The sequence below is a fragment of the Roseburia sp. 499 genome (assembly GCF_001940225.2).
Lineage (GTDB): Bacteria > Bacillota > Clostridia > Lachnospirales > Lachnospiraceae > Petralouisia.
In genome coordinates this window covers 2,120,611-2,145,132 of sequence record NZ_CP135164.1, presented here as the reverse complement: position 1 = coordinate 2,145,132, position 24,522 = coordinate 2,120,611, and the positions used below count along the sequence as shown (strand labels likewise).

General features: G+C 36.8%; 19 protein-coding genes. All 19 read left to right on the top strand.

Features of this window, described 5'->3' with window-relative positions; genetic code table 11:
- Positions 1-56 precede the first annotated feature (56 nt).
- A complete protein-coding gene (locus tag BIV20_RS10530) occupies positions 57-1,517 on the top strand; it encodes a type I restriction-modification system subunit M (protein ID WP_075720695.1) in 1,461 nt (486 codons plus the stop codon).
- 746 nt (positions 1,518-2,263) lie between these two features.
- On the top strand, positions 2,264-3,439 hold the full coding sequence (locus BIV20_RS10525) for a restriction endonuclease subunit S (protein ID WP_083655185.1): 1,176 nt from the start codon (positions 2,264-2,266) through the stop codon (positions 3,437-3,439).
- A 29-nt stretch (positions 3,440-3,468) separates the two neighbouring features.
- Positions 3,469-3,921 carry a DUF3990 domain-containing protein gene (locus BIV20_RS10520; RefSeq protein ID WP_075720694.1) on the top strand — a complete coding sequence of 151 codons (453 nt, stop codon included), beginning with the start codon at positions 3,469-3,471 and terminating at the stop codon, positions 3,919-3,921.
- Entirely contained in the window at positions 3,918-4,388 is a 471-nt protein-coding gene (locus BIV20_RS10515) for a hypothetical protein (RefSeq protein ID WP_075720693.1), read from the top strand. The genes BIV20_RS10520 and BIV20_RS10515 overlap by 4 nt, the downstream gene beginning before the upstream one ends.
- 77 nt (positions 4,389-4,465) lie before the next feature.
- Positions 4,466-5,431, top strand: a complete 966-nt coding sequence (gene xerA, locus BIV20_RS10510) for a site-specific tyrosine recombinase/integron integrase (RefSeq protein ID WP_075720692.1) — start codon at positions 4,466-4,468, stop codon at positions 5,429-5,431.
- Positions 5,432-5,566: 135 nt separating this feature from the next.
- The gene (locus BIV20_RS10505; RefSeq protein WP_075720691.1) at positions 5,567-6,037 is read left to right on the top strand and encodes a GNAT family N-acetyltransferase; all 471 of its coding nucleotides are present in this window, start codon (positions 5,567-5,569) and stop codon (positions 6,035-6,037) included.
- A gap of 32 nt (positions 6,038-6,069) precedes the next feature.
- Positions 6,070-6,504, top strand: coding sequence for a VOC family protein (locus tag BIV20_RS10500; protein WP_075720369.1), 435 nt, complete (start codon positions 6,070-6,072; stop codon positions 6,502-6,504).
- A gap of 161 nt (positions 6,505-6,665) precedes the next feature.
- Positions 6,666-7,403 (top strand): helix-turn-helix domain-containing protein, encoded by a 738-nt coding sequence (locus BIV20_RS10495; protein WP_075720689.1) that lies wholly within the window; start codon positions 6,666-6,668, stop codon positions 7,401-7,403.
- Positions 7,404-7,591: 188 nt separating this feature from the next.
- On the top strand, positions 7,592-10,945 hold the full coding sequence (locus BIV20_RS10490; protein WP_075720688.1) for a DEAD/DEAH box helicase family protein: 3,354 nt from the start codon (positions 7,592-7,594) through the stop codon (positions 10,943-10,945).
- A 113-nt stretch (positions 10,946-11,058) separates the two neighbouring features.
- On the top strand, positions 11,059-13,428 hold the full coding sequence (locus BIV20_RS10485; protein ID WP_075720687.1) for an ABC transporter permease: 2,370 nt from the start codon (positions 11,059-11,061) through the stop codon (positions 13,426-13,428).
- A 33-nt stretch (positions 13,429-13,461) separates the two neighbouring features.
- Complete coding sequence (locus BIV20_RS10480) at positions 13,462-14,235, top strand: ABC transporter ATP-binding protein (protein ID WP_075720686.1); 774 nt, start codon at positions 13,462-13,464, stop codon at positions 14,233-14,235.
- An 11-nt stretch (positions 14,236-14,246) separates the two neighbouring features.
- The gene (locus tag BIV20_RS10475) at positions 14,247-14,909 is read left to right on the top strand and encodes a response regulator transcription factor (RefSeq protein ID WP_075720685.1); all 663 of its coding nucleotides are present in this window, start codon (positions 14,247-14,249) and stop codon (positions 14,907-14,909) included.
- Between the two features lie 16 nt (positions 14,910-14,925).
- Complete coding sequence (locus BIV20_RS10470; RefSeq protein ID WP_075720684.1) at positions 14,926-16,179, top strand: sensor histidine kinase; 1,254 nt, start codon at positions 14,926-14,928, stop codon at positions 16,177-16,179.
- A gap of 102 nt (positions 16,180-16,281) precedes the next feature.
- Positions 16,282-16,764: a MarR family winged helix-turn-helix transcriptional regulator gene (locus tag BIV20_RS10465; protein WP_075720683.1), complete on the top strand. Its 483-nt coding sequence runs from the start codon at positions 16,282-16,284 to the stop codon at positions 16,762-16,764.
- A gap of 2 nt (positions 16,765-16,766) precedes the next feature.
- On the top strand, positions 16,767-18,518 hold the full coding sequence (locus BIV20_RS10460; RefSeq protein ID WP_075720682.1) for an ABC transporter ATP-binding protein: 1,752 nt from the start codon (positions 16,767-16,769) through the stop codon (positions 18,516-18,518).
- Complete coding sequence (locus BIV20_RS10455) at positions 18,518-20,428, top strand: ABC transporter ATP-binding protein (protein WP_075720681.1); 1,911 nt, start codon at positions 18,518-18,520, stop codon at positions 20,426-20,428. The genes BIV20_RS10460 and BIV20_RS10455 overlap by 1 nt, the downstream gene beginning before the upstream one ends.
- Before the next feature lie 133 nt (positions 20,429-20,561).
- A complete protein-coding gene (locus tag BIV20_RS10450) occupies positions 20,562-21,857 on the top strand; it encodes a methyl-accepting chemotaxis protein (RefSeq protein ID WP_075720680.1) in 1,296 nt (431 codons plus the stop codon).
- A gap of 155 nt (positions 21,858-22,012) precedes the next feature.
- Positions 22,013-22,489: an RNA polymerase sigma factor gene (locus BIV20_RS10445; RefSeq protein WP_158024927.1), complete on the top strand. Its 477-nt coding sequence runs from the start codon at positions 22,013-22,015 to the stop codon at positions 22,487-22,489.
- A 3-nt stretch (positions 22,490-22,492) separates the two neighbouring features.
- Positions 22,493-24,487 (top strand): beta-propeller domain-containing protein, encoded by a 1,995-nt coding sequence (locus tag BIV20_RS10440; protein WP_075720679.1) that lies wholly within the window; start codon positions 22,493-22,495, stop codon positions 24,485-24,487.
- The last annotated feature ends 35 nt before the right edge of the window (positions 24,488-24,522 follow it).

The window sequence follows — 24,522 nt, the reverse complement described above, 5'->3', positions numbered from 1 at the left end:
AACTTGTGGATATGTGATACAATAAAAAATATTATATGTTGGAAGAGGAGAAAGACATGCTTACTGGAGAATTGAGAAATAAAATAGACAGAATATGGGAAACGTTTTGGACTGGTGGAATCACGAATCCGTTAGATGTAATCGAACAGTTTACATATTTATTGTTTATTAAGCAGTTAGATGACGTGGAGACAACAAAGGAGAATGAAGCTAATTTCTTAGGAATCCCATACGAAGGATTATTTCCAGAGGAATGTCAAAAATATCGTTGGAATAAATTTAAAAACCTTGGTTCAGCGGAAGAAATGTATGATATTGTAGCAAATGGAGTTTTTCCTTTTATTAAAAATCTTCATCAGGATGGAGAGTCTGCTTATGCAAGATACATGGGGGATGCTATATTTAAGATTCCCACTCCTGCTATGTTGTCAAAAATTGTAGATGGTATCGATGGATTGCAATTGGGAGATGCCGATACAAAAGGAGATTTGTATGAGTATCTGCTTTCTAAAGTAGCAACTGCCGGAACAAATGGACAGTTCAGAACTCCGAGACATATTATAAAAATGATGGTGAACTTAGTAAAACCTACACCCGAAGATTATATCATTGATCCAGCCATGGGAAGTGCCGGATTCTTAATTGAAGCACAACAATATTTGAGGGATAATCACAAGGAACTGTTTTTAAATGCAAAGCAAAAAGAACATTTCAATAATACGATGTTTTATGGAAATGATATGGATAGAACCATGCTTCGTATTGGTGCGATGAATATGTTGTTGCATGGTGTAGATAATCCTAATATTTCCTATCGGGATAGTTTATCCGAACAAAATACAGATGTTGAAAAATATACCTTGGTGTTGGCAAATCCGCCGTTTAAAGGAAGTCTTGATTATGATGGAGTTTCAGCAGATTTATTAAAGGTGACGAAAACCAAAAAGACAGAACTTCTTTTCCTTGCACTATTTCTTAGAATATTGAAATTGGGTGGGCGTGCTGCAGTTATTGTACCGGATGGTGTGCTATTTGGAAGTAGTAAGGCTCATAAACAAATTAGAAAAGAAATTTTAGACAATAATAAATTGGAAGCAGTTATTTCTATGCCAAGTGGAGTATTTAAGCCATATGCAGGAGTATCTACCGCAATCTTGATATTTACGAAAACAGGTTCAGGTGGAACAGATAAAGTCTGGTTCTATGATATGAAAGCGGATGGTTATAGTCTGGATGATAAGCGGCAGGAAGTAAAAGAAAATGATATTCCGGATATTATTGAACGATATAATCATTTAGAAAATGAAGTAGATAGAAGACGAACAGAACAGAGCTTTTTCGTACCAGTGGAAGAGATTATTGAAAATGATTATGATTTATCAATCAATAAGTACAAAGAAATTGAGTATGAAAAAATAGAGTATGATGCGCCAGAGGTTATTATTGGGCGTATAGAGGAACTAGAAACAGAAATTCAAAAGGAAATGTCTGAATTAAAGAAGTTATTGAAACAGTAACTATTATTGGACAAATTCAGATTTGTAGGGCTATGAGCAGAGTACAGACGAGACGGCAAAGGCACGTTGGAAGCTTGCTTACATAAGTGCTTTGGACAGATTGGATGTATTGTGCGACAGCAGAACATGAGCATGAAGCGAAGCGGAATGCGAATGGACGATGCGAGTAGCCCGTAGGGATGATTGAAAATAGAATATTTGTTTGACATAAAAGCGGTTAGATGCTAGTATAATAACAAAGAGTGCTACCGATAGACGGTTAGCCTGATATTATTTTAAGTCAAAAATGACCGCCAAGTTTTCTCAGGACAGGGCGGTTATTTTTGTGTTTTATCATTGCTCTTAGACCCAACGGCATAACCAAGAGCAAAGCAAGTTAAACATAAGCTGATAATGGCTATAAAAAGTTCCGTTGTAAGCATAAGCACAAACCTCCTCGTTAGATTTCCACAAGTGGATTTCTATGTAAACAGAGCTATAACTCTCTGGAGAAGGCTAACCGCCTACCGAATAGGGTAGCACCAAATATATTGTACCAAACAAATGTTCGAAGGTCAATATTCCAGTCGAAAAAGAAAGCGTTGTAGGGCTATGAGTAGAGTACAGACGAGACGGCAAAAGCACGTTGGAAGCTTGTTTACATAAGTGCTTTGAACGGATTGGATGTATTGTGCGACAGCAGAACATGAGCATGAAGCGAAGCGGAATGCGAATGGCGAAGCGAGTAGCATATAGAGGATGATGAGATGGAAAAAGTAAAATTAACAGATATTTGTGATTTTCAAGGTGGTTCACAACCACCAAAAGAGGAGTGGTCATTTGAAGAACAGGATGGATATATTCGTATGCTTCAAATACGAGATTTTACACAGAGTGAAAGAGTGGTTCCAGAATATATTAAAGTAAGCAATAGTACAAAAACATGCGAAGCAGATGATATCTTAATTGCAAGATATGGTGCTTCGATTGGCAAAATTTTAACGGGGTTAGCAGGAGCGTACAATGTTGCAATAATGCGTACAATTCCTGATACAAGTAAAGTTCAGAAAAGATATTTGTATTATTACTTAAAGTCACCTTATTTTCAAAATGCAATATTGAATGTTGGTGTAAGAGCTGCACAAGCTGGGTTTAATAAAGAAGACCTATCTAAGTTAGAGATAGAATGTCCAGCATTGATAGAGCAAGATGAGATTGTGAGAGTTTTAGAAAAAGTAGAGTTGGTGATTGAAAAAAGAAAGCAGGAATTAACTGCTCTAAATGACCTAATCAAATCCCGATTTATAGAAATCTTTGGTGACCCTGTTCATAATCCTAAAGGTTGGACGGTGAAGCCGTTAGGCGAATTGTCAGTACAAATAAATAGCGGAAATACTCCTAAGGGGGGAGAACAGGTTTATGTCGAAAAAGGCATTATGTTCTTTAGAAGCCAGAATGTTTGGAAAGATAGAATTGAAATGGATGATATTGCTTATATCGATGAAGAAACTCATGCGAGTATGAGTAGAAGTAGCTTGAAGCATGGTGATATTCTTATGACAAAGACTGGAAGAATTAATACTGAGAACAGTTCATTAGGAAGAGCTGCGTTATACATGGGTGAAGACGATGCAGCTAATGTTAATGGTCATGTGTATTTTATTAGATTAAAACCAGGTGTAAATAATAAATTTATTCTTAGAATTTTAGTGTCGGATGAGTATAGAGACTATATTAGAAGTGTTTGCGTAGGTGGAATTGATAAGCGTCAGTTAAATAAAAATCATATTGAAGATTTTCCTATAATTTGTCCGCCAGATGATATGGTAGATGAATATATTAGTCTTGTAGAACAAACCGACAAATTGAAACTTGCAGTACAAAAATCATTGGATGAAACACAGGAATTGTTTGACAGTCTCATGCAAAAATATTTTGGTTAAGAGATTAAATTTTATGAGGGAGGGATTCTATGGAACTATATCACGGTAGTAATGTTTGCGTAGAAAAGCCAAGGGTTTTATCAAATGGACACTACAAAGATTTTGGATATGGATTTTACTGCACAAATTTTGAACATCAGGCGAAAAAATGGGCATTAACAAGGAAGCAAAAGCATATAGTTAATGTTTTTGAATATACCGAAGATAGTGGGTTAAACATTTTGAAATTCCCTGAAATGTCAGAAGAGTGGCTAGACTTTATAGTAGCTTGTCGCAGAGGTATTGAACATAATTATGATATTGTAGAAGGTCCGATGGCAGATGATACCATTTGGGATTACATAGAAGATTATGTCAGGGGAACAATAACAAGGGAAGCATTCTGGGTATTGGTAAAGTTTAAATATCCTACGCATCAAATAGTTTTTTGTACAGAAAAGGCAATCAGTACGTTGCAGTATGAAAGGAGCTATTCGATATGACAAATATTTTCTTTGAAAATGAAGAAATTACAGAGAATGACTTATACTTTTTGTGCTATATGATTGAGCGGATTGCAAGAAGGTTACATCAAAGGAATAAGTATGTGGTAAATCAAATTTCAAGAGAAGAGTGGATGCGCCTTATTAGTCTGGCTGATGTACTGCACTGTGAGAATCCGGAAAAAATAGAAGAGGAATGGATTCAGGAATATGAATTGCAAGTGGGCGACTTCGATATCACAGAAGTAGATACAGAATTGGTAAAACAAGTTCCCACAGAAACACAGATGGGAAAGGTATATATGCGCTTAATTGTTGATACATTGCAGTCAGATGAAAATTATGTTGACGGCATGATAAGAGTGTATAATGACGAATTATGCGATACTTTGGATGATTATAATTGTGGGGCATATTATGAACCATCATATTTTATTGTACGTGCATATCAGAATGGAGGATTTTAGCAGTAGCCTGAAATATTTGAAAAATAGCAGAAAAATATAATGTTTGATATACTTTTTGAAAAAAGGAGTATGTCAAAATGGAAAAAGAAATAAAAAGTATTTTGGAAGATATGTCAGAGGTATTAAACATTCAGCAGATGCGAAAACTGCAGGAAGTGTTGATAAAAAGATTAGAGTATAACACAGATGTGGAAGCGTTAGGAAATCTTGAGTATTTGAGTATGTTTGTGGCGGCGAAAAGCATAGAGGGATGTTCGGAAAGGACAATTGCATATTACAAATCTACAATTGAGAATATGTTTCAAAAAGTCCATATCCCGGTGCGCCAAATTACAACAGAAGTTTTGAGAGAATATCTGACCAACTATCAGGCAGAAAATAATTGTGGAAGAGTTACGATTGACAATATAAGAAGGAATCTTTCAAGTTTTTTTTCATGGTTGGAAGATGAGGATTATATTATAAAAAGTCCAATCAGAAGAATTCATAAAGTAAGAACAGGAACAACGGTAAAGGAAACATTTTCAGATGAAAATATCGAGGTACTTAGAGACGGATGTACTGAAAAAAGAGATTTGGCAATTATTGATTTGTTATATTCTACAGGTATGCGTGTGGGAGAATTGGTAAATCTGGATATAGATGACATAAATTTTGAAGAACGTGAATGCATCGTATATGGAAAAGGGAATAAAGAGCGGAGAGTGTATTTTGATGCAAGAGCAAAACTGCACTTGCAAAATTATATAGCGAGTAGAAATGACAGTAATTCGGCATTGTTTGTTTCGTTGGACAAGCCATTTGAAAGGCTAAAAATAAGTGGAGTTGAAGTAAGATTAAGAAACTTGGGTAAAAAATTAAATATTGAAAAAGTCCATCCACATAAATTTCGACGTTCCATGGCGACAAAAGCCATTGATAAAGGAATGCCAATCGAGCAAGTACAGAAGTTACTAGGACATCAGCAGATTGATACCACCATGCATTATGCTATGGTAAATCAAAATAATGTGAAGATTTCACATAGGAAGTATATTGCTTAAATTCTTGCAAATTCTTATTTTTCTGAATCTTTCTCCCATCTTCTTGCCCTTCGGACAAGAAGCATCCCTCGCTCTAAAGAGCTCGGTCAATTCTTATTTATCCAATCCTATAAATTGAAATTTGTGGAGGTGGAGATGGAAACGATTGAATTAAAGAAAATGACAAGGGAACTTTGTCATGAATTGTATAAGGATTGGAATAATGATGAGTCCATTTACATGGATATGTCACTGTTCAAAACGTTTTCCTATAGTGAAGCGTCTGTTAATAGGTATTTTGATTTAAAGAATGAGTCTTCGCGTATTATGTTTGTTATTATGCTTGGTGATAGACCTATTGGAGAATTGCAGCTAAAGCAGATAGATTGGGAAAAAGCAGAATGTACTTTGAGTATTCATATGCAGAACGACACTGTTAAAGGGAAAGGTTTTGGAACGCAAGCCGAGCTTAAGGCAGTAAAATATGCTTTTGACGAACTTGGGATGATTGCGATTAATGCAGATGCCATTATAAAAAATACCCGAAGCCAGCATGTCTTGGAAAAAGTAGGATTCAAACTTGTCAGAGAAGATGGGGATTTCAAATATTATCGTATTGAACGATAACTTCCAATTTAATGAATTATGGAGGTGGTTATATGAGATATGGATCAATATATTTGGTAGTAAAAGATTTTGATAAATCATTAGATTTCTATGAAAAGATTTTAGATATGAAAGTAAGCGCTACAAATGGAAAAAGATTTGCAATGTTCAATAATGAGGGGGTAAATATTTGTCTAATGAACGGATATTATGATGAACAATATCCGGAGCAGAAAGAAGTGAAAGGACCTTTATTTCCAGAATACGATAATATGAGCGTTATTGCTAATTCTACTAATTCAAGGAAAGTATTTATTAATTTAGGGGTAGAAGATTTAGATAAGGAGTATCAGCGTATTTACGATTTGGGAATCGGAATTAATTTAACACCGATAAGATATTTAAATGTTTTTTCACCTTATTGGTATTTTACATTTATGGATCCTGATGGTAATCCTATTGAAATTACAGGAGGACATAAAGAGTAAAAGGGATATTATCTAAGCTAAGAACTCAATAAATTTAAACTTGCATGATGAGGTTGCTTAAGGAGTTTTTTAAGAAAAAATGGGCGATAGTGTTGAAAATACGAACTTAATTTGATACTATATAACCACGCATTGCGTGGAATAATCCAAGGAGGTTACATATGTCTGGTAATAAAACAGATTTGGAGTATCAAGTAAAGAAATTAAAAAAACTCAGAGAATTGGCTGGATTAAACAGAAAAGAGTTTGCAAAGGCGCATGGAATACCGCTTCGGACAGTAGAAGATTGGGAGGCAGGCCGGAGAAAAATGCCAGATTATCTGCTAAGACTTCTTTCATATAGAATCAGAATGGAAGGAAACTCCATTAAGAATAACAAAAATGTTAATATTATTCAGGACGAACAGGGAAAAAGTATTGTTATCATAAATGATGTGAGATTTAAATCACGGCGTAATATTGCATGGGATAAAGTTGAAGAATATTTGAAAGAATATATTGGTAAATTTTATGAAATTGCCGAAACATCAGAAAAAATATATATTGGCTCAGATTTTCCAGATGAATTTTGTCATTCAACAGATAAAACGAGGTTAAAAGGTGCGAATGAGAAAGCGAAGGCAAATATGACACCTGCAATTGGAGAATTGATTCAAATTGCAAGTAACAAAGCAGAATTTGAAGACTTCAATCAAAAGCATAAATCAAAGGCAAAGTGGGGCTGGTACAGATATGATACTCGATTTGGGATTCCTGTTTATGATGAAAATAGCCAACTTGAGAGATACAATATTTTTTCTGCCAGAATGCTTGTGAGATGTGATGCAGACGGGAAGAGATATCTATATGATTTTGTAAGAACAAAAAAAGAAACGAGCAGCCCGCATAAGCAATACTAGCTGTACGGTAGTAAACTTCGTTTCTTGTTGATTATTGTAAGTTATATATGTTGATTTGTCAATGAGAAATTGCATATTGCATATGTCTCATAACATAGGTTATTATTATTTTATGGGTATATCTGGAAGTTTTACATGGAAGAATTAATCTAAGAGCAGAATAACAAGACAAAAGATAGGGTGATAGAATGAGCACTAATTTTAATTTCTTAAAACAGAACAAATTATTTGAATCATTTGCAGAGCAGGCGATGGAAGCAGAAAAGAGTCTAACAATTTCATCATCCACCAGTGCGATTTTGGCAAGGAGAGCACTGGAATTAGCGGTTCGCTGGGTATATGCATATGATAAAGAACTGAAATTACCTTATCGGGATAATATCTCAAGTCTTATTCACGAGGAATCATTTCGAAGAATCATAGAGCCTCGTTTATTTCCCATGTTAAAATATACAATTAAATTAGGAAATATTGCAGTACATACAAATAGCAGGATAAAGAAAGAGGATGCAGTATTATCATTACGAAATTTATTTGAATTTTGTGATTGGATTGATTACTGCTATTCAGAACAATATACAGAAAAAACATTTGATGAAAGTATTCTTATATTTGGTGAGGATAAGAGAGAAAAGCCGGAAGAATTAAAAGGATTATATGAAAAGTTAAGTGCAAAGGATAGAAAATTAGAAGAAATTTGTAAGGAAAATGAGCAGCTTCGGGAACAGATGGCAAAGGTTCGAATCAGCAATGAAAAGACCCGTGTATTTGAAGTTGACAAACTTACAGAAGCACAGACGAGAAAGAAATATATTGACCTTGACTTGCAGGAAGCAGGTTGGAATATCGGAAGTGATTGTCTAGAAGAAGTTGAAGTTACAGGTATGCCAAATAATACCGGTACAGGATATGTAGATTATGTTTTATATGGAAAGAATCATTTGCCATTAGCAGTAATTGAGGCGAAGAAGGCAGCGGTAAATCCCATTGTGGGAAGCCAACAGGCAAAGTTATACGCAGATTGCCTGCAGAATCAGTATGGTCAGAGACCGCTTATTTTTATTACCAATGGATTTGAAATTTACTATATCAATGATGCGGCGGGATATGCCAGAAGAAGAGTTTCCGGGATTTTTACTCAGGAAGAAATGCAGCTAGAAATAGATCGAAGAAAGCAAAGAATTCCGTTACAGAATATTGAAATAAATGATGAAATTACGAATCGTCCGTATCAGAAAGAAGCTGTTACGGCGGTTTGTGATGCCATTGAGAAAAAGCAAAGAAAGATGCTGATTGTTCAGGCAACCGGTTCCGGAAAAACACGAGTAAGTATCAGTATTGTGGATGTTCTTAGAAAACATAATTATGTAAAAAATATTTTATTTTTGGCAGACCGGGTTGCACTTGTAAAACAGGCAAAGAAAAATTATGCTAATTTGTTGCCGGATTTATCACTTTGTAATTTGCTGGATAGTAAGGATGATCCGGAGCAAAGCAGAATGATATTTTCAACTTATGCGACTATGATGAATGCTATTGATGAAAAAAAGAATAAATATGGAAAGAAATTATTTACACCGGCTCATTTTGACTTGATTATCATAGACGAATCGCACCGTTCTATCTATAAAAAGTATCAGGATATTTTTGAATATTTTGATGCATTACTCCTTGGAATGACTGCTACACCGAAAAACGAAATCGATAAGAATACATATGGAATATTTGATTTAGAACGTGGAGTGCCAACTTTTGCATATGAGTTAGAAAAGGCAGTGGAAGAAGGATACCTTGTTACTTACAGTACCTTGGAGTACAAATCAAAGGTCATGGAAGAAGGAATCCATTATCAGGATTTGTCAGAAGAAGAGAAAGAGGAGTTCGAGGAGAAATTTGGAGATGATGAGAGCATTGATGATACCATTTCCAGTGCAGCTGTAAATACATGGCTGTTTAATGGTGATACGATTGATATGGTGCTAAGCGAACTTATGGAAAAAGGTTTAAAAGTGGATGGTGGAGATAAGCTTGGAAAGACAATTATTTTTGCAAAAAACAGTAACCATGCACAAGCTATTGTAGAAAGATTTCATAAACGATATCCGGAGTATGGAGAAGATTTTATCAAACAGATTGATTATAGTATCAAATATGGAGATTCTTTAATTGATGATTTCAGTACGAAGGAAAAGTTGCCGCAGATAGCAGTTTCTGTGGATATGTTAGATACCGGTATAGATATTCCTGAAATTTTGAATCTGGTATTTTTCAAAAAGGTACGTTCTTATAGTAAATTTTGGCAGATGATTGGACGAGGAACAAGATTGTGTCCTGACTTATTGGGAGTAGGCGCAGATAAAGAAAAATTCCTGATTTTCGATTTCTGTAATAACTTTGAGTATTTCAGAGTGAATACAAACGGAGCAGAAAACGGAATACAGCAGTCCTTAGCTGAAAAGATTTTTAACACAAAGTTGATGATAGCAAGAGAATTACAGGAAAAACCATATTGTGCCGATGAAGAAATGATGCAGTATCGCAGGGAACTTGTAGATGATATGTATCATGTAGTAATAGAACTGAATGATATGAGCTTTCGTGTGAAACAGCATTTGCGCTTTGTGGAAAAATACCGAAACAAAATGCAATGGAATCAACTCGAATCGGTAGAAGTTTCAGATATTAAAGAGCATATTGCGCCACTGGTGATGCCGAAACAGGAAAATGAACTTGCAAGAAGATTTGACTATCTGGTATATAGTATTGATTTGGGAATGCTTCAAAATAGGAATATTAATCAGCCAATTCAGATTGTGATTCAAACAGCGGAGGATTTATCAAAACTATATAACAGTAATGCTTATGTAAAAGCACAAAAATATATCATTGACAAGATTCAAACAGAGGAATTTTGGGAAAATACAAATATTCTGGAACTGGATGAGGTACGAATTGCATTAAGAGATTTATTAAAATATATAGAAAAGAAGAAACAGCAGATTTATTACACAAACTTTACTGATACGATTCTGGAAAAAAAGGAAGGCGAGCCTATCTATAATGCAAATGAATTGAAGAATTATAAAAAGAAGGTAGAGTATTATTTGAAAGAGCATCAGGATTCGCTTGCAATATATAAATTACGCAATAATAAAAGGTTGTCAGAAAGTGATTTTAAAGAACTGGAACGGGTATTGTGGAAAGAATTAGGAACTAAAAAGGATTATGAGAAAGAGTACGGTGATACGCCTATCGGAAGATTGGTGAGACAGATTGTAGGTGTTGATAGAAATGCTGTGAATGAAGCATTTAGTGAATTTCTGTCAGAAGAAAGATTGAATATTAATCAAATTCGGTTTGTAAGGTTAATTGTTGATTATATCGTTACAAACGGAAACATTGTGGATAATTCTGTACTCACGGAGGATCCGTTCAGAACAGTTGGAAGTATTACTACACTTTTTGCGGAAGATATGGCAACAGCAAAGCAAATCATGGGAGTCATAAGTGAGATTAGAAAAAATTCAGAAGAAATTGCATAAAGCAGGGCTGTCGTACAGGTTGTGCGGCAGCTTTCATGATTTTTTAGAACATTTAATGATTATTTAATAATTCCTTTGATACAATAGCACCATCAAAGGAAAGGAGTAGAGAAATGTTTTTTAACATACTGAAAAAAGATTTAAAACGAAAAAAGACCATGAATGTTATCTTACTGATATTTATTGCCATGGCATCCATGTTTGTTTCCAGCAGTGTCAACAACATGGTTTCTATCTTAAATGCTACGGAGAATTATTTTGACCGGGCAGAACTAAAAGACTATTACATAATTGCAGCGTATGAGGAAAAGAATGAACAAAAGATTCAGGATTTCCTAAATACAAATTCTTATGTAGAAGACTGGGATTCAGAAGAATTGCTTTCTGTTCCGGTAGGAAAGTGGGAAAAAAGGGATGGAAAGGAACTTACCTTACAAGGTGCTCCTTTGGTACAGCAGATGAGTTCTGAAGGACAGAAGTTTTTTAATAGTGAGAATCAGAAAATTACCCATATTGGTGAAAATGAAATGTATCTTCCACTAAAAGTTATGGAGACGAATAATCTGAAATCAGGAGATTCCATTTATTTATGTAAGGAAGATAAAAAAACAGAGTTTGTAATTGCAGGAAGTTGTAAAGATGCTTTACTTGGTGCTGATATGATGGGAAGCGTCCGCATATTGGTAAGTAAAGAAGGATATGAGAAAGTAAAGGAATATTCAGATTTAAAAGGAATGATTTATTCTGTAAGCTCTGAAAAGCCGGAAAAGTTGGAAGAGGATTTTAATCAAGAAGATATCAAGAAAATGTTTAGTGGAAACAGAGAACTTATTAAGATGACCTATGTCATGGACATGGTAGTCGCAGGACTGTTATTAGTGGTAAGTATCTGCTTGATTGTGATATCTATGATAATTTTACGGTTCACCATTGTATTTACTCTGAATGAAGAATTCAGGGAAATCGGAGTCATGAAGGCAATCGGAGTTTCAGAAACTCAGATTAGAGGAATCTATCTCATCAAGTATTTGATGATTGCTGCGGTGGGGGCAGGAATTGGATTTTTTGCAGGAATTCCATTTGGAAAAATGCTTCTGGCGCAGGTATCTCGGAATATGGTCATGGAGACAGAAGGAAACATCTGGTTGTTGAGTTTGGCGTGTGCCCTAGTGATTCTTTTGGTTGTCGTATTATTCTGTTATCGCTGTACTGGAAGACTTAAGAAATTTTCACCCATTGATGCGATACGAGAAGGAAGTAACGGAGAGCGTTTTACCAAAAAAGGATTGATAAAATTGGAAAAATGGCATGGAGGTCCGGTATCATTTCTGGCTTTTAATGACATTCTGAGTAAATTTCGCAGTTTTGTAGTGCTATTGTTGATTTTTACCATTGGTATTTTGCTTATTATTGTTCCGGTAAATACTGCAAATACGTTAAAAAGTGACAAGCTTGTGGCATGGTTTGGAATGCAGGAATCGGATATTTGTATGCTGAATGAAGAAGAGGATAACCGAATTGTTCGCGAAGAAGGCAGAGAGGGAATGAAGGACAATTTCAAAGAAATGGAAGAAAAACTGAAAAAACAGGGAATTCCGGTAAAAGTATCTCAGGAGATCATGTTTAATTTACGAGTTTCTTTCAAAGAAAAGTCATATAATGCTTTTTGCCTACAGGGGACAGGAAACAAAGTTGATGGATATAAATATGAAGAGGGAACTGCTCCGAAATATGCAAATGAAATTGCTATCACGAGAATGACAGCCGGACATATTGGTGCAGAGATTGGTGATACTGTTACCATTACCATGGGAGAAGAGAAGAAAGAGTTTGTAATCACTGGCTATTTTCAATCTATGAACAATATGGGAGAGGGAATTCGTTTCTCAGAAAAAGCAGAGATAGATTATAGCTATACATCAGGAAGTTTTGCAAGACAGCTTACCTATACAGATGAGCCGGATGAAAAGGAGAAAGCGGAACGAGAAGAGAAAATTGCAGACCTCTATCCGGATTATACCGTGTATACCTGCGGGGAATATCTAAGTGATATGATGGGCGGTATCGCAGATACTTTGGATGCTGTTAAGCAGTTAATAGTAATCGTAATCATGGCAATCAATATGCTGGTGACGATTCTGGTATCAAAGACGTTTCTTGCCAAAGAAAGAGGAGAAATCGGAATGCTTAAGGCAATCGGATTTAACAATCCTGTTTTAATTCGTTGGCAGGTACTTAGGATAGGAGTCATTCTGGTATTATCCGTGATATTGGGCGCTTTGCTGGCAACGCCGGTGGCACAGATTTCTTCTGGAAAAGTATTTGAAATGATGGGTGCTACCCACATTGAATTTGTCATAAAGCCATTTGAGGTGTATGTCGAATATCCATTGCTGGTATTGGCAGCAACCCTTGTTGGAGCATTTATTTCCATGCAGCAGATTCGCAGCATTTCTGCACAGGAAACAAATAACATTGAGTAACCACAATATAGAACAATAAAATGGAGGAAAAACATGGGAAACATATTAGAAGTAAAGGATTTGTGTAAAACCTATATTATCAATAAAAGACAGAATAATGTATTAAGAAACGTAAATTTTCAAGTAGAAGAAGGAGAAATGGTAGCGGTTATGGGGCCATCCGGAAGTGGAAAGTCAACTCTGCTCTATGCCGTATCCGGAATGGACGGAATCACTGCCGGAAATGTAAAATTTGCAGGAAAAGAGATACATAGTCTGCCACAGAAAAAAATGGCACAACTTCGGTTAGACGAGATGGGGTTTGTTTTTCAAAAGATGTATATGCTGAAAAATCTTTCGGTACTGGACAATATCATTCTGCCTGCACGTCAGTCAAAAAAGAACCACAGTAGTCGGAGAGAGCAGATACTCCGTGGACAGGAACTGATGCGAAAGCTTGGAATCGTGAATATTGCAGAAAATGATATCAATGAGGTGTCCGGTGGACAGTTGCAGCGTGCTTGCATTTGCCGTAGCATGATAAATAAACCCAAAATGATTTTTGCAGATGAACCGACCGGGGCGTTGAACCGCACTGCTTCCAATGAAGTTATGGAAGAATTGCAGAAAATCAATCAGGAGGGAACTACGATTATGCTTGTGACCCATGATGTAAAGGTTGCTGCAAAGTGTACAAGAGTCATGTTTATTGTTGACGGAAACATCAAAGGAGAGTATCATTTAGACAGATGTGATGTAAATGATGAAAAGTCATTGAAAGAACGAGAACGGACACTGAATAACTGGCTGTTGGAAATGGGCTGGTAAAAGGGGAAATTATGACGGATATTTTAGTAGTAGAAGATAACACAGAGCTGGGAAACCTGCTCTGTGACTTCTTAAGAGCAGAGAATTATACAGTGCATCATGTAACAAAAGGCGAAGATGCAGTGGAGTATTTTGAACAGGAACAGGTGCGTCTGGTGGTGCTGGATATTATGCTTCCGGGAATGGACGGCTTTGCGGTGTGTCAGAAAATCCGAGAGGATTCTGACACGCCTATTTTCATATTAAGCGCCAAGATTGGAAAGGAAGATAAGTTAAATGGTCTGCTTCTTGGCGCAGATGATTATTTGGAAAAGCCTTACGATATCGATATTTTGCTAGCGAAAATAAAAGGAATTTTTAAAAGGCGTTATGCATCAGATAGTCTGGTAGATGGAAATCTTAAGATTGACCGGGTACGCCGTCTTGTTTTTCTGGGAGAACGTGAATTGAATCTTACGGCAAAGGAATATGAGTTATTAGTGCTTTTGGTGGAAAACAAAGGAAAGTCCTTGAAAAAAGAGTGGCTGTTTAACAAGGTATGGGGCTTTGACAGTTTCAGTGAGCCGCAGACATTGACGGTACATATTAAGTGGCTGCGAGAGAAAATAGAAGAAAATCCCAAAGAACCCCAAAGGATTCTTACCGTCTGGGGCGTAGGATACCGTTTTGAGTAATGGATGAAGGAGTGTTATGAAAAAATTTCGAGGTATATGGCTGTTGCTAATTGGAATCACAATTCTTGTTTTTGCAGGAGCGAATATAATTGTATGGAATCAAAAAACGGGAGAAAGTGGTAGAACATACCGTGTAGAGATAAATCGTGTCTGCCATGAATTGGAAGAAGGAAATGGCAACGTATCTTTAGAGAAATATTCTGAAATAAAGAGTATAGCAATGTTGCCGGCAGAGGCTACGCAGGTTCAGCTGGATGCGTTTTTTCAGGGAGAAGACGAAGATTATGTAATTCGTCGGATTAATGGTGTTTATTATCGGATTGAGTATGAAGCCGAGGAAGTAACAGAACGGAATGTGTTTTGGACAATGAATCTGGGACTTAGTATTATGGCAGTTGCAATGTTTGGCCTAACAGTCTACATAAGACATAATCTCATAAAACCATTTCAAAGAATCAGTGAAGTTCCTTATGAATTATCCAAGGGAAATCTTACGGCAGGAGTAAAGGAAAACAGGAATCGGTATTTTGGAAAATTTGTCTGGGGACTGGACTTATTACGAGAAAAGCTTGAGGATGAGAGAAAAAAAGAGCTTGATTTACAGAAGGAGAAACAGACGTTGATTTTGTCTATTTCCCATGACATAAAAACACCACTAAGTGCCATTAAGTTGTATGCAAAGGCATTGGAACGAAATCTTTATGATACAAGAGAAAAACAGACACAGATAGCAGAAAATATCAATAAAAAGGCAGACGAAATCGAAGGATTTGTCTGCGAAATCGTGAAAGCCTCCAATGAAGATTTTCTAAATCTGGAAGTAAAGAGAGAAGAGTTTTATTTACAGGAACTTGTAGATGAGATTAAGGGATATTATGTGGAAAAACTGGAAATTCTTCGGATTCCATTTTCCTGCAAAATGGAAGGGAACTGTTTGGTAAAGGGAGATTTGGAACGTGCAGTAGAAGTGATTCAGAATATCATGGAAAATGCCATTAAGTATGGTGATGGCGGTTATATTAGTATTGAAATGGCAGAGGAAGAGGACTGCCGTTTATTTACGGTGAAAAACAGTGGCTGCACCTTAAAACAGGAAGAAATTCCACATATTTTTGACAGTTTTTGGCGTGGTTCCAATACGGGAAGTCAGCTGGGAAGTGGCTTAGGACTTTATATTTGTCGTCAGTTAATGCAAAAAATGGATGGGGAGATTTATGCGGGGGAAAAAGAAGGGGAGATGCAGGTGACTGTGGTATTTCGAATGGCATAAACAGTTGTAAGTATTGACATTCCTCATTTTTATGATAAAATATGTTTTATATCAAACAATTCCGTAACAAACAGTTTTGTATAAAACAAATAAGGAGAAACCATGAAGCATAAGGAGACACTGGGATATGAGATAAAGACCCTGGATAACCTGTTTTTCCGTAATTTGATGTCCTATGAGATTGCACAGAAGCATATGGACGAAGTAACGGTAATGCATGGTTGGATTCTGGGGTTTCTTTATGATAATGAGGAAAGGGATATATTCCAGAAGGATATAGAGACGGAGTTTTCCATAGCTAGGTCTACTGTGACCTGTATTGTAAAGCTAATGGAGAAGAAGGGATATATCAGGCGGGAAAGTGTAGAACAGGATGCTCGCTTAAAGAAATTGGTATTGACAGAAAATGGGCGTAAGATTCATGAACTTCATATCAATGATGTTGATGTTTTGGAAGAACGCTGTCAGCGAAATATTTCCGAAGAAGAAATTAAAACTTTCTGGGCAGTAGCAGAAAAATTAAAACATAATTTGGAAGAAGATATTTTATCAAACAAAAAATCAGAGCATAAGGAGGAAATGTAATTATGGTAAAGTCCATATTGAAGCAGGTGAAGGAATTCAAAAAAGATTCTATTCTGACACCGATATTTATGATTCTGGAAGTAATTCTGGAAACCATGATTCCATTTTTAATGGCGGCAATTATTGACAATGGTGTGGAAAAAGGCGATATGAACTACATATGTAAGGTGAGTATGGTAATGGCAGGACTTGCAGTACTGGGGCTTGTAGCAGGTATGCTGGGAGCAAAGTTTGGTGCAAGTGCATCAACCGGACTAGCGAGGAACTTACGAAGAGCGATGTTTGAAAATATTCAGACATATTCCTTTTCTAACATTGATAAGTTTTCCACAGCAGGTCTGGTAACACGTTTGACAACAGATGTCACTAACGTTCAAAATGCTTATCAGATGGTGCTTAGAATGTGTGCCAGAGCGCCTTTTAGTATGATATGTGCTATGGTAATGGCATTTTTGATTAATGCAAAGCTGGCAAGTGTTTATCTGATAGCTGTTATTTTACTAGGTGGCTGTCTTTTGTTTATTATGATTAAGGCAACCAGATATTTTAATCAGATTTTTCCAAAGTATGATGAGTTAAACGCCAGTGTACAGGAAAATGTATCCGGAATCCGTGTGGTAAAGGCATATGTCAGAGAGGATTATGAAAATAAGCGTTTCACCAAGGCGAGTGAAAATATTTACAAGATGTTTACCAGGGCAGAAAACATTATTACATGGAATGCACCATTAATGCAGCTTACAGTATATAGTTGTATTCTTATCATAAGCTGGTTGGGAGCAAAAATGATTATAACAGACAGTCTTACCACAGGACAGCTTATGAGTCTTCTGGCGTACTGTATGAATATTCTTATGAATCTTATGATGCTATCCATGGTTTTTGTTATGGTAACCATGAGTGCTGCTAGTGCAAAACGTATTTCAGAGGTATTAAATGAAAAGAGTGATTTGTCTAATCCGCAAAATCCGGTAATGGAAGTAAAGGATGGAAGCATCGCATTTGAACATGTGAATTTTGCATATAACAAAGAAAGTGACGAACCGGTATTGAAAGATATTAACCTTGATATTCATGCAGGAGAGACAATCGGTATTATTGGTGGAACCGGAAGTGCCAAGTCCAGTCTGGTAAATTTAATTAGTCGTCTTTATGATGTGACAGACGGAAGCGTATCTGTTGGTGGATTGGATGTACGGAAATATGATATGGAAGTACTACGTAACCAGGTATCTGTGGTACTACAGAAAAACGTACTGTTTTCCGGAACGATTTTGGAAAACTTGCGCTGGGGAAATAAAGAGGCGACAGAGGAAGAATGTATCCGTGCCTGTCAGATGGCATGTGCAGATGAGTTTATAGAACGTTTTCCAGAAAAATACAATACTTATATTGAACAGGGCGGAAGTAACGTATCCGGTGGACAGAAACAACGACTTTGTATTGCAAGAGCATTGTTGAAGAAACCGAAAATTTTGATTTTGGATGATTCTACCAGTGCGGTAGATACTGCCACTGACAGTAAGATTCGTCAGGCTTTTGCTACGGAAATACCGGATACCACAAAGCTTATTATTGCACAGCGTATTTCCAGTGTGCAGAATGCAGACCGTATTATTGTAATGGATGATGGAAAAGTAGTTGATTTTGATACCCATGAAAATTTATTGAAAAATTGTGAGATTTATCGTGATGTTTATGAATCCCAGACAAAAGGATCAGGGGATTTTGATGAAAATGGAGGTGAGCAATAATGCCGGGACCAAGAAAGCCACAGGGACCAAAGCCTAAGATTGAGAATCCGGGAAAACTGTTTATGCGATTAATGCGCTATATTTTTGCGCAGTATAAATGGCATGTAATATCTGTTGTTATTCTTATATTTGTAGGAGTTCTTGCAAATGTGCAGGGAACGATGTTTATGCAGACATTAATAGATAAATATATTGCTCCGATGATTGGAGCAGAGCATCCGGATTTCGCACCATTAGCTCGTGCTATTACAAGAGTTGCAATTTTTTATGGAATTGGTGCGATATCTACCTGGGCGTATAACCGCATTATGGTAAAAGTGACCCAGGGAACTCTTAGAAATTTAAGGGATGACATGTTTACCCATATGGAGAGTCTTCCGATTCGCTATTTTGACACGAATGCCCATGGCGATATTATGTCTGTTTATACAAATGATATTGATACGTTAAGACAGATGATTAGCCAGAGCTTACCGCAGTTTTTATCCAGTATTATTACAATTGTCAGTGTTTTCATTAGTATGTTGGTATTGAACATTCCACTTACTGTAGTAACACTTGTTATGATTGGAATTATGTTGTATGCTACAAAAGTTTTTGGCGGAAAGAGTAGTAAATACTTTATTCAGCAACAACAAGATTTAGGTAAGGTAAATGGCTACATTGAAGAGATGATGGAAGGACAGAAGGTCGTTAAAGTGTTCTGCCATGAAGAAGAGAGCATTAAAGATTTTAATGAACGGAATGATAAGTTGTTTGAAAGTGCCAATAAGGCAAACTGTTTTGTTAACTTTTTAGGACCGGTGAACGGACAAATTGGTAATTTAAGTTATGTAGTATGTGCCATGGTAGGCGGTATCCTTGCATTAAATGGAATAGGTGGATTTACCTTAGGAGGACTTGCAAGTTTCCTGACCTTTAACAAGAGCTTTAGTATGCCGGTAAATCAGGTCAGCCAGCAGTTTAACAGTGTGGTTATGGCGCTGGCAGGTGCACAGAGAGTATTCAAACTGCTGGATGAACAACCGGAAACGGATGAAGGTTATGTCACTCTGGTAAATGTAGAAAAAGCAGACGATGAAACCTTGAAAGAAACAGAAAAACGTACCGGACATTGGGCTTGGAAACACTTCCATAAGGCAGAAGGGACGACAGATTATATTGAACTTACAGGTGATGTGGTATTTGATGGTGTAGATTTTGGTTACAATTCGGATAAAATCGTACTTCATGATGTGAAAATGTACGCCAACGCCGGACAGAAAATTGCTTTTGTAGGCTCTACCGGAGCCGGAAAAACCACTATTACCAATCTGATAAATCGTTTCTATGATATTCAGGATGGAAAAATTCGTTATGACGGAATTAACATCAATAAGATAAAAAAGGCAGACTTACGTCGCTCTCTTGGTATCGTACTTCAGGATACTCATTTGTTTACCAATACGGTTATGGAAAATATCCGTTATGGAAATTTAAATGCAACAGATGAAGAAGTGATTGCAGCAGCGAAGCTTGCCAACGCAGATGGATTTATCCGAAGACTGCCGGAAGGTTATAACACTTTACTGACCGGAGATGGTGCAAACTTAAGTCAGGGGCAGAGACAGCTTCTGGCTATAGCAAGAGCAGCGGTGGCAGACCCGCCGGTATTGATTCTGGATGAAGCCACCAGTTCCATTGATACCAGAACAGAGCGCCTGGTGCAGGATGGTATGGATAAGTTGATGAAGGGAAGAACCACCTTTGTCATTGCACACAGATTGTCTACTGTGCGCAATAGTGACTGCATCATGGTACTGGAGCAAGGAAGAATCATTGAACGTGGTACACATGATGAATTGATCGAAGAACAAGGCAGATATTACCAGCTATACACAGGGAAAAAGCCCGGATTAGCAGCAGAATAAGACATAGTTTTTAACGAAAGCCTCAGAGGGACAAAATTTAATTCAGAAGTCAGCACTGAGGCTAAAGTTATCTAAAAAACTACCGATAACTAAAGTATATGGATGAAAAAAATACGTGACGGAGGAAACGAAAATGGAGAAGGAGAAGAATAGGAATTTATTATTTACTTTGAGCGGAGTTATTGTATGCCCAATTATTATAGCAGCTATATTTATCGTTATTATCTTGAATCAGGTGAAAGATGGTAACATGTCCGTATTTTTGGGAACTATATTTACCGTACTGCTAATGGTATTGGTGTTAGTTATGGTTATATTGGCGGTAAAATGGTTGCTTGATCGAGTAGGAAAGATTATGAAAAATTTAGGGAATATAGCAGATGGTTCCCTGGAGGTAAAAGAAAATAAATTGGCGGAAAGAAATGATGCATTAGGGGAAATGGTACATTCTGTAAATGATACAGTGGTGTCTTTTGCCAAAATTGTATCTGCAATACATAATGCCTCTGCAACTTTGAAAGAGGTGTCTGGGGATTTTCAAGAATCATTTGAAAACATGAATGAATCTATGGTTCACGTTAGCGCGGAAGTAGAGTCTATCATAGGAAATACAATTTCACAGGCCGAGCGTACCGAAGACATGGAACAGAAGGTTGATGATATGAGCAATGCAATTGATGGAATTGTTCAGAATGTAGAAATTTTAACGAATAGTGCTGAAAAGATGAAAGAATGTAATAGAATGGCAGACAGTATTATGGAAGAACTGGTATCCATCAGTAAAACAAGCAGTACAGCCGTAGAAAATGTAAGAAATCAGACAGATCTTACGAATCAGTCGGCTATGCAGATTCGTACGGTAACAGAGATTATTGCCGGAATTTCCAGCCAGACAAATCTACTTGCATTGAATGCAAGTATTGAAGCAGCAAGAGCTGGCGAGCAGGGAAAGGGATTTGCAGTAGTAGCAGAAGAAATCCGAACATTGGCAGATCAGTCCAGAGAATCGTCAGAGCAGATTAATGCAATTGTAAATGAGCTGATTGAGAATTCTAATGTAAGTGTAGATATTACACAGCAGGTATCAGAAGCATTTGTAAAACAGAATGAGAAGATAAGGGAAACCGAGAGCATTTTTACATCTTTGAACACTGAAATAGCGCAGGTTAGTGATTCCATTACAGAGATTACTTCTGAAGTAAGTGGTTTGGAAGGATATAAGAAAGATATGGAAAATGGAATTGAGATATTGAGCAATGCAGCAGAGAAGAATAGTGTCAGTGCAAAAGAGACAAGCGATTCTATGGAAGAATTTGATAAAATAGTAGATGCTTGCAAGAATTCTACAATGCAACTTACAACCGTTGCAGATGAATTAGTAGAAAATATTAGTAAGTTTAATGTAAATAACATAAAAAAAGAAATATAGGATTAGAGATAATCAACGGAAAATAGGGGCTGATATCAGCCTCCTTTTTTTTATTAATTTTTTTTGGTAAAATAGATGCAACATTTTAAAAGAAAAAAGACTCTTAATATATGAAATGCATTTCAGTAATGCTTGAATTTGACGGAGGTGAGTTTATGGAAGAATTTATGAAGTGGTACGAAGCAGTGTATCCCGAATTGTATCGGGTTGCCTATTATTATATGAGAAATCAGCAGGAGGCAGAAGATGCCGTTCAGGATGCAGTGTTAATAGCTTATGAGAAAAGACATCAATTGAAGGATAAGGAAAAGTTTCGTTCCTGGATGATGACAATTTTGGTAAACCGTTGCAAAAGGAGAATGAAAAAGTGGTTTCGTAAGGAAGAAGATATTACGGAACTTTCTCTAGTAGAGGAACGAAATCTTGTGCAAGAAGAGGATTTTGCCATGAACTCGGCAGTAAAGCAGGTGTTTTTTCAATTGGAGGAAGAAGAAAGACTGATTGTAGGATTATCATTATTTGGCGGATACAAGGGAGAAGAAATAGCAGAAATTACCGGAAAAAATCACAGTACAGTACGCTCCCGATACCGCAGGGCACTTCAGAAAATGAAAAAAGAGTTGGAGGTGTAGCATATGGAAGAGAAAGATTTGGAAAAAATCATAAGGGATGCAACAGAACAGGAGAACGTACCGGAAAGTCTGAGGCCGGAAAATATGAGAAAGTTTTTAGAGGAAAATGCAGGAAAGAAGCAGAAAAAACATTTTCGCGCATGGTACAGCATGGCAGCAGCGGCGGCTTGTCTGGTATTAGTTGTGTTTGTAGGAAAAAATATAGGAACCATGCCAAACGATTCAAAATCAGAAACGAAAGAAGATTTCGCGCAGATACAGGAAAATACTTCTTATGATGAATTGTATGATTTCTTTCGTAAGAGGGAGAAAGAATATACGGTATATAGCACTATGAAGGGTGACATGATAATGGAGGATGCAGTAGAGGAATCTGCAACTGCGGATCAACAAAATGTTGAAGGAAATCGAGAGTATGCAGATACCAACAAGCAAGAGGAAGGGGTAGATGAGGCGGATATTATTAAAAATGATGGTAGATATCTGTATCAGATTGTTACCAACGAAGATTATTCCCAGTCCGTACAGATTGCAGACACCCAGGGTGGATTAAAAGAAGTTACACGTATAGATGGATTTGATAATATTTTGGAACTATATGTATGGAAGGACAGTCTGGTGATTATGGAATCCTGCTGGTCAGAAGATACCGTGGATGAAGATGCCGATAGGGGTGAATTTTCCGTTCGGAACGTGGCGTACGGAACGGCATTTCAAAAGGTTTATATCTACGATATTACAGACCGTGCTAAGCCAAAACAGGAACATGTTTTTACCATGAAGGGTAGCTATTTGGATTCCAGAATTACAGACGGATATTTGTATTGCTTTTTGAATTGTGGTGTAGATAAGTTACAGGGACGAAAATATTATGAGGATTATGTTCCCGTTCTGGAAGGAAAGGCGATGTCAGCCTCATCCATCTATTTTCCGGAAGAAGCTGATAGCTCTAGTTATCTGGTAATGGCAACGGTAGACTTGGACAATCCGGAAAAATTTAAAGATACAAAGGCGGTTGTAAGTGCGGCTGATAGGGTCTATGTGACAGATTCAGATATTTATGTGCTGGATAATGTTTATGACTGTGAGACGGACGAGGATGGAGTTTATAGCAATAAGACTAGTATAATAAGATTCTATTATGAAAATGGAATCTTGCATAAGGATGCGGAAGGAAGCGTGAAAGGAATTCTTCTGGATGATATGGCAATCAATGAGTATGATGGATATTTGAGAATGGTGGTCACGGTGAATTCTTATAAGAGAGAACGGGTAATAGACGATATTTTTGAGGATTTCCTAGGATATGAGACCATAGATTCTACTCAGTATAACAGTCTCTATGTTTTAGATAAAAATCTGGAAATAGTAGGAGAAATCGAAGGGTTGGCAGAAGACGAGCAAATCTATTCTGCGCGGTTTATGGGAGATACGGGATATTTTGTTACGTTCCGTCAGACGGACCCTCTGTTCTCTGTAGATTTATCAGATCCAAAGAATCCTGAAATATTAGGAGAACTGAAAATCAGTGGATTTTCCGAGTACCTGCATTTTTATAATGAAAATCTGTTGCTTGGAATTGGAATGGAAGCAGATGAAGAAATAGGGCGTACAGAAGGTATGAAAATTTCTATGTTTGATATTTCCAATCCGGCAGATGTAACCGAACAGGATAAGTATGCTCTTTCTGAGTATGACTATTCGGAAGGATTATACAACTATAAAGCTGTTATGATTGATACGAAAAAGAACCTGTTTGGATTTTATGCAGAAGGATGGAGCGGAGAAGAGGAAAAAGAGGACTATTTGCTATTTTCCTATGAAAATGGAGGTTTCCTGCAGAAAATGAAAATATCTTGTAACAGAAATGCCGATGGAATTTATGCCGACGTGCGTGGAACGTATATCGGAGACGTTTTCTATTTGATGTATGGGGATGGAAGAATCGAGGCTTATAGTCTTGAAGATGGCAGTCTGCTGGAGCAGATTTCTGAGTAAAAAACGAGAACTATCCTTTCGGTCAGTTTTATTTC

Coding starts and splice junctions, on each gene's coding strand:
- BIV20_RS10515 (WP_075720693.1), top strand. CDS start 3,918: ATGACAAATATTTTCTTTGAAAATGAAGAAATTACAGAGAATGACTTA.
- BIV20_RS10485 (WP_075720687.1), top strand. CDS start 11,059: ATGTTTTTTAACATACTGAAAAAAGATTTAAAACGAAAAAAGACCATG.
- BIV20_RS10470 (WP_075720684.1), top strand. CDS start 14,926: ATGAAAAAATTTCGAGGTATATGGCTGTTGCTAATTGGAATCACAATT.
- xerA (WP_075720692.1), top strand. CDS start 4,466: ATGGAAAAAGAAATAAAAAGTATTTTGGAAGATATGTCAGAGGTATTA.
- BIV20_RS10455 (WP_075720681.1), top strand. CDS start 18,518: ATGCCGGGACCAAGAAAGCCACAGGGACCAAAGCCTAAGATTGAGAAT.
- BIV20_RS10530 (WP_075720695.1), top strand. CDS start 57: ATGCTTACTGGAGAATTGAGAAATAAAATAGACAGAATATGGGAAACG.
- BIV20_RS10450 (WP_075720680.1), top strand. CDS start 20,562: ATGGAGAAGGAGAAGAATAGGAATTTATTATTTACTTTGAGCGGAGTT.
- BIV20_RS10500 (WP_075720369.1), top strand. CDS start 6,070: ATGAGATATGGATCAATATATTTGGTAGTAAAAGATTTTGATAAATCA.
- BIV20_RS10460 (WP_075720682.1), top strand. CDS start 16,767: ATGGTAAAGTCCATATTGAAGCAGGTGAAGGAATTCAAAAAAGATTCT.
- BIV20_RS10445 (WP_158024927.1), top strand. CDS start 22,013: ATGGAAGAATTTATGAAGTGGTACGAAGCAGTGTATCCCGAATTGTAT.
- BIV20_RS10505 (WP_075720691.1), top strand. CDS start 5,567: ATGGAAACGATTGAATTAAAGAAAATGACAAGGGAACTTTGTCATGAA.
- BIV20_RS10495 (WP_075720689.1), top strand. CDS start 6,666: ATGTCTGGTAATAAAACAGATTTGGAGTATCAAGTAAAGAAATTAAAA.
- BIV20_RS10475 (WP_075720685.1), top strand. CDS start 14,247: ATGACGGATATTTTAGTAGTAGAAGATAACACAGAGCTGGGAAACCTG.
- BIV20_RS10480 (WP_075720686.1), top strand. CDS start 13,462: ATGGGAAACATATTAGAAGTAAAGGATTTGTGTAAAACCTATATTATC.
- BIV20_RS10520 (WP_075720694.1), top strand. CDS start 3,469: ATGGAACTATATCACGGTAGTAATGTTTGCGTAGAAAAGCCAAGGGTT.
- BIV20_RS10525 (WP_083655185.1), top strand. CDS start 2,264: ATGGAAAAAGTAAAATTAACAGATATTTGTGATTTTCAAGGTGGTTCA.
- BIV20_RS10490 (WP_075720688.1), top strand. CDS start 7,592: ATGAGCACTAATTTTAATTTCTTAAAACAGAACAAATTATTTGAATCA.
- BIV20_RS10465 (WP_075720683.1), top strand. CDS start 16,282: ATGAAGCATAAGGAGACACTGGGATATGAGATAAAGACCCTGGATAAC.
- BIV20_RS10440 (WP_075720679.1), top strand. CDS start 22,493: ATGGAAGAGAAAGATTTGGAAAAAATCATAAGGGATGCAACAGAACAG.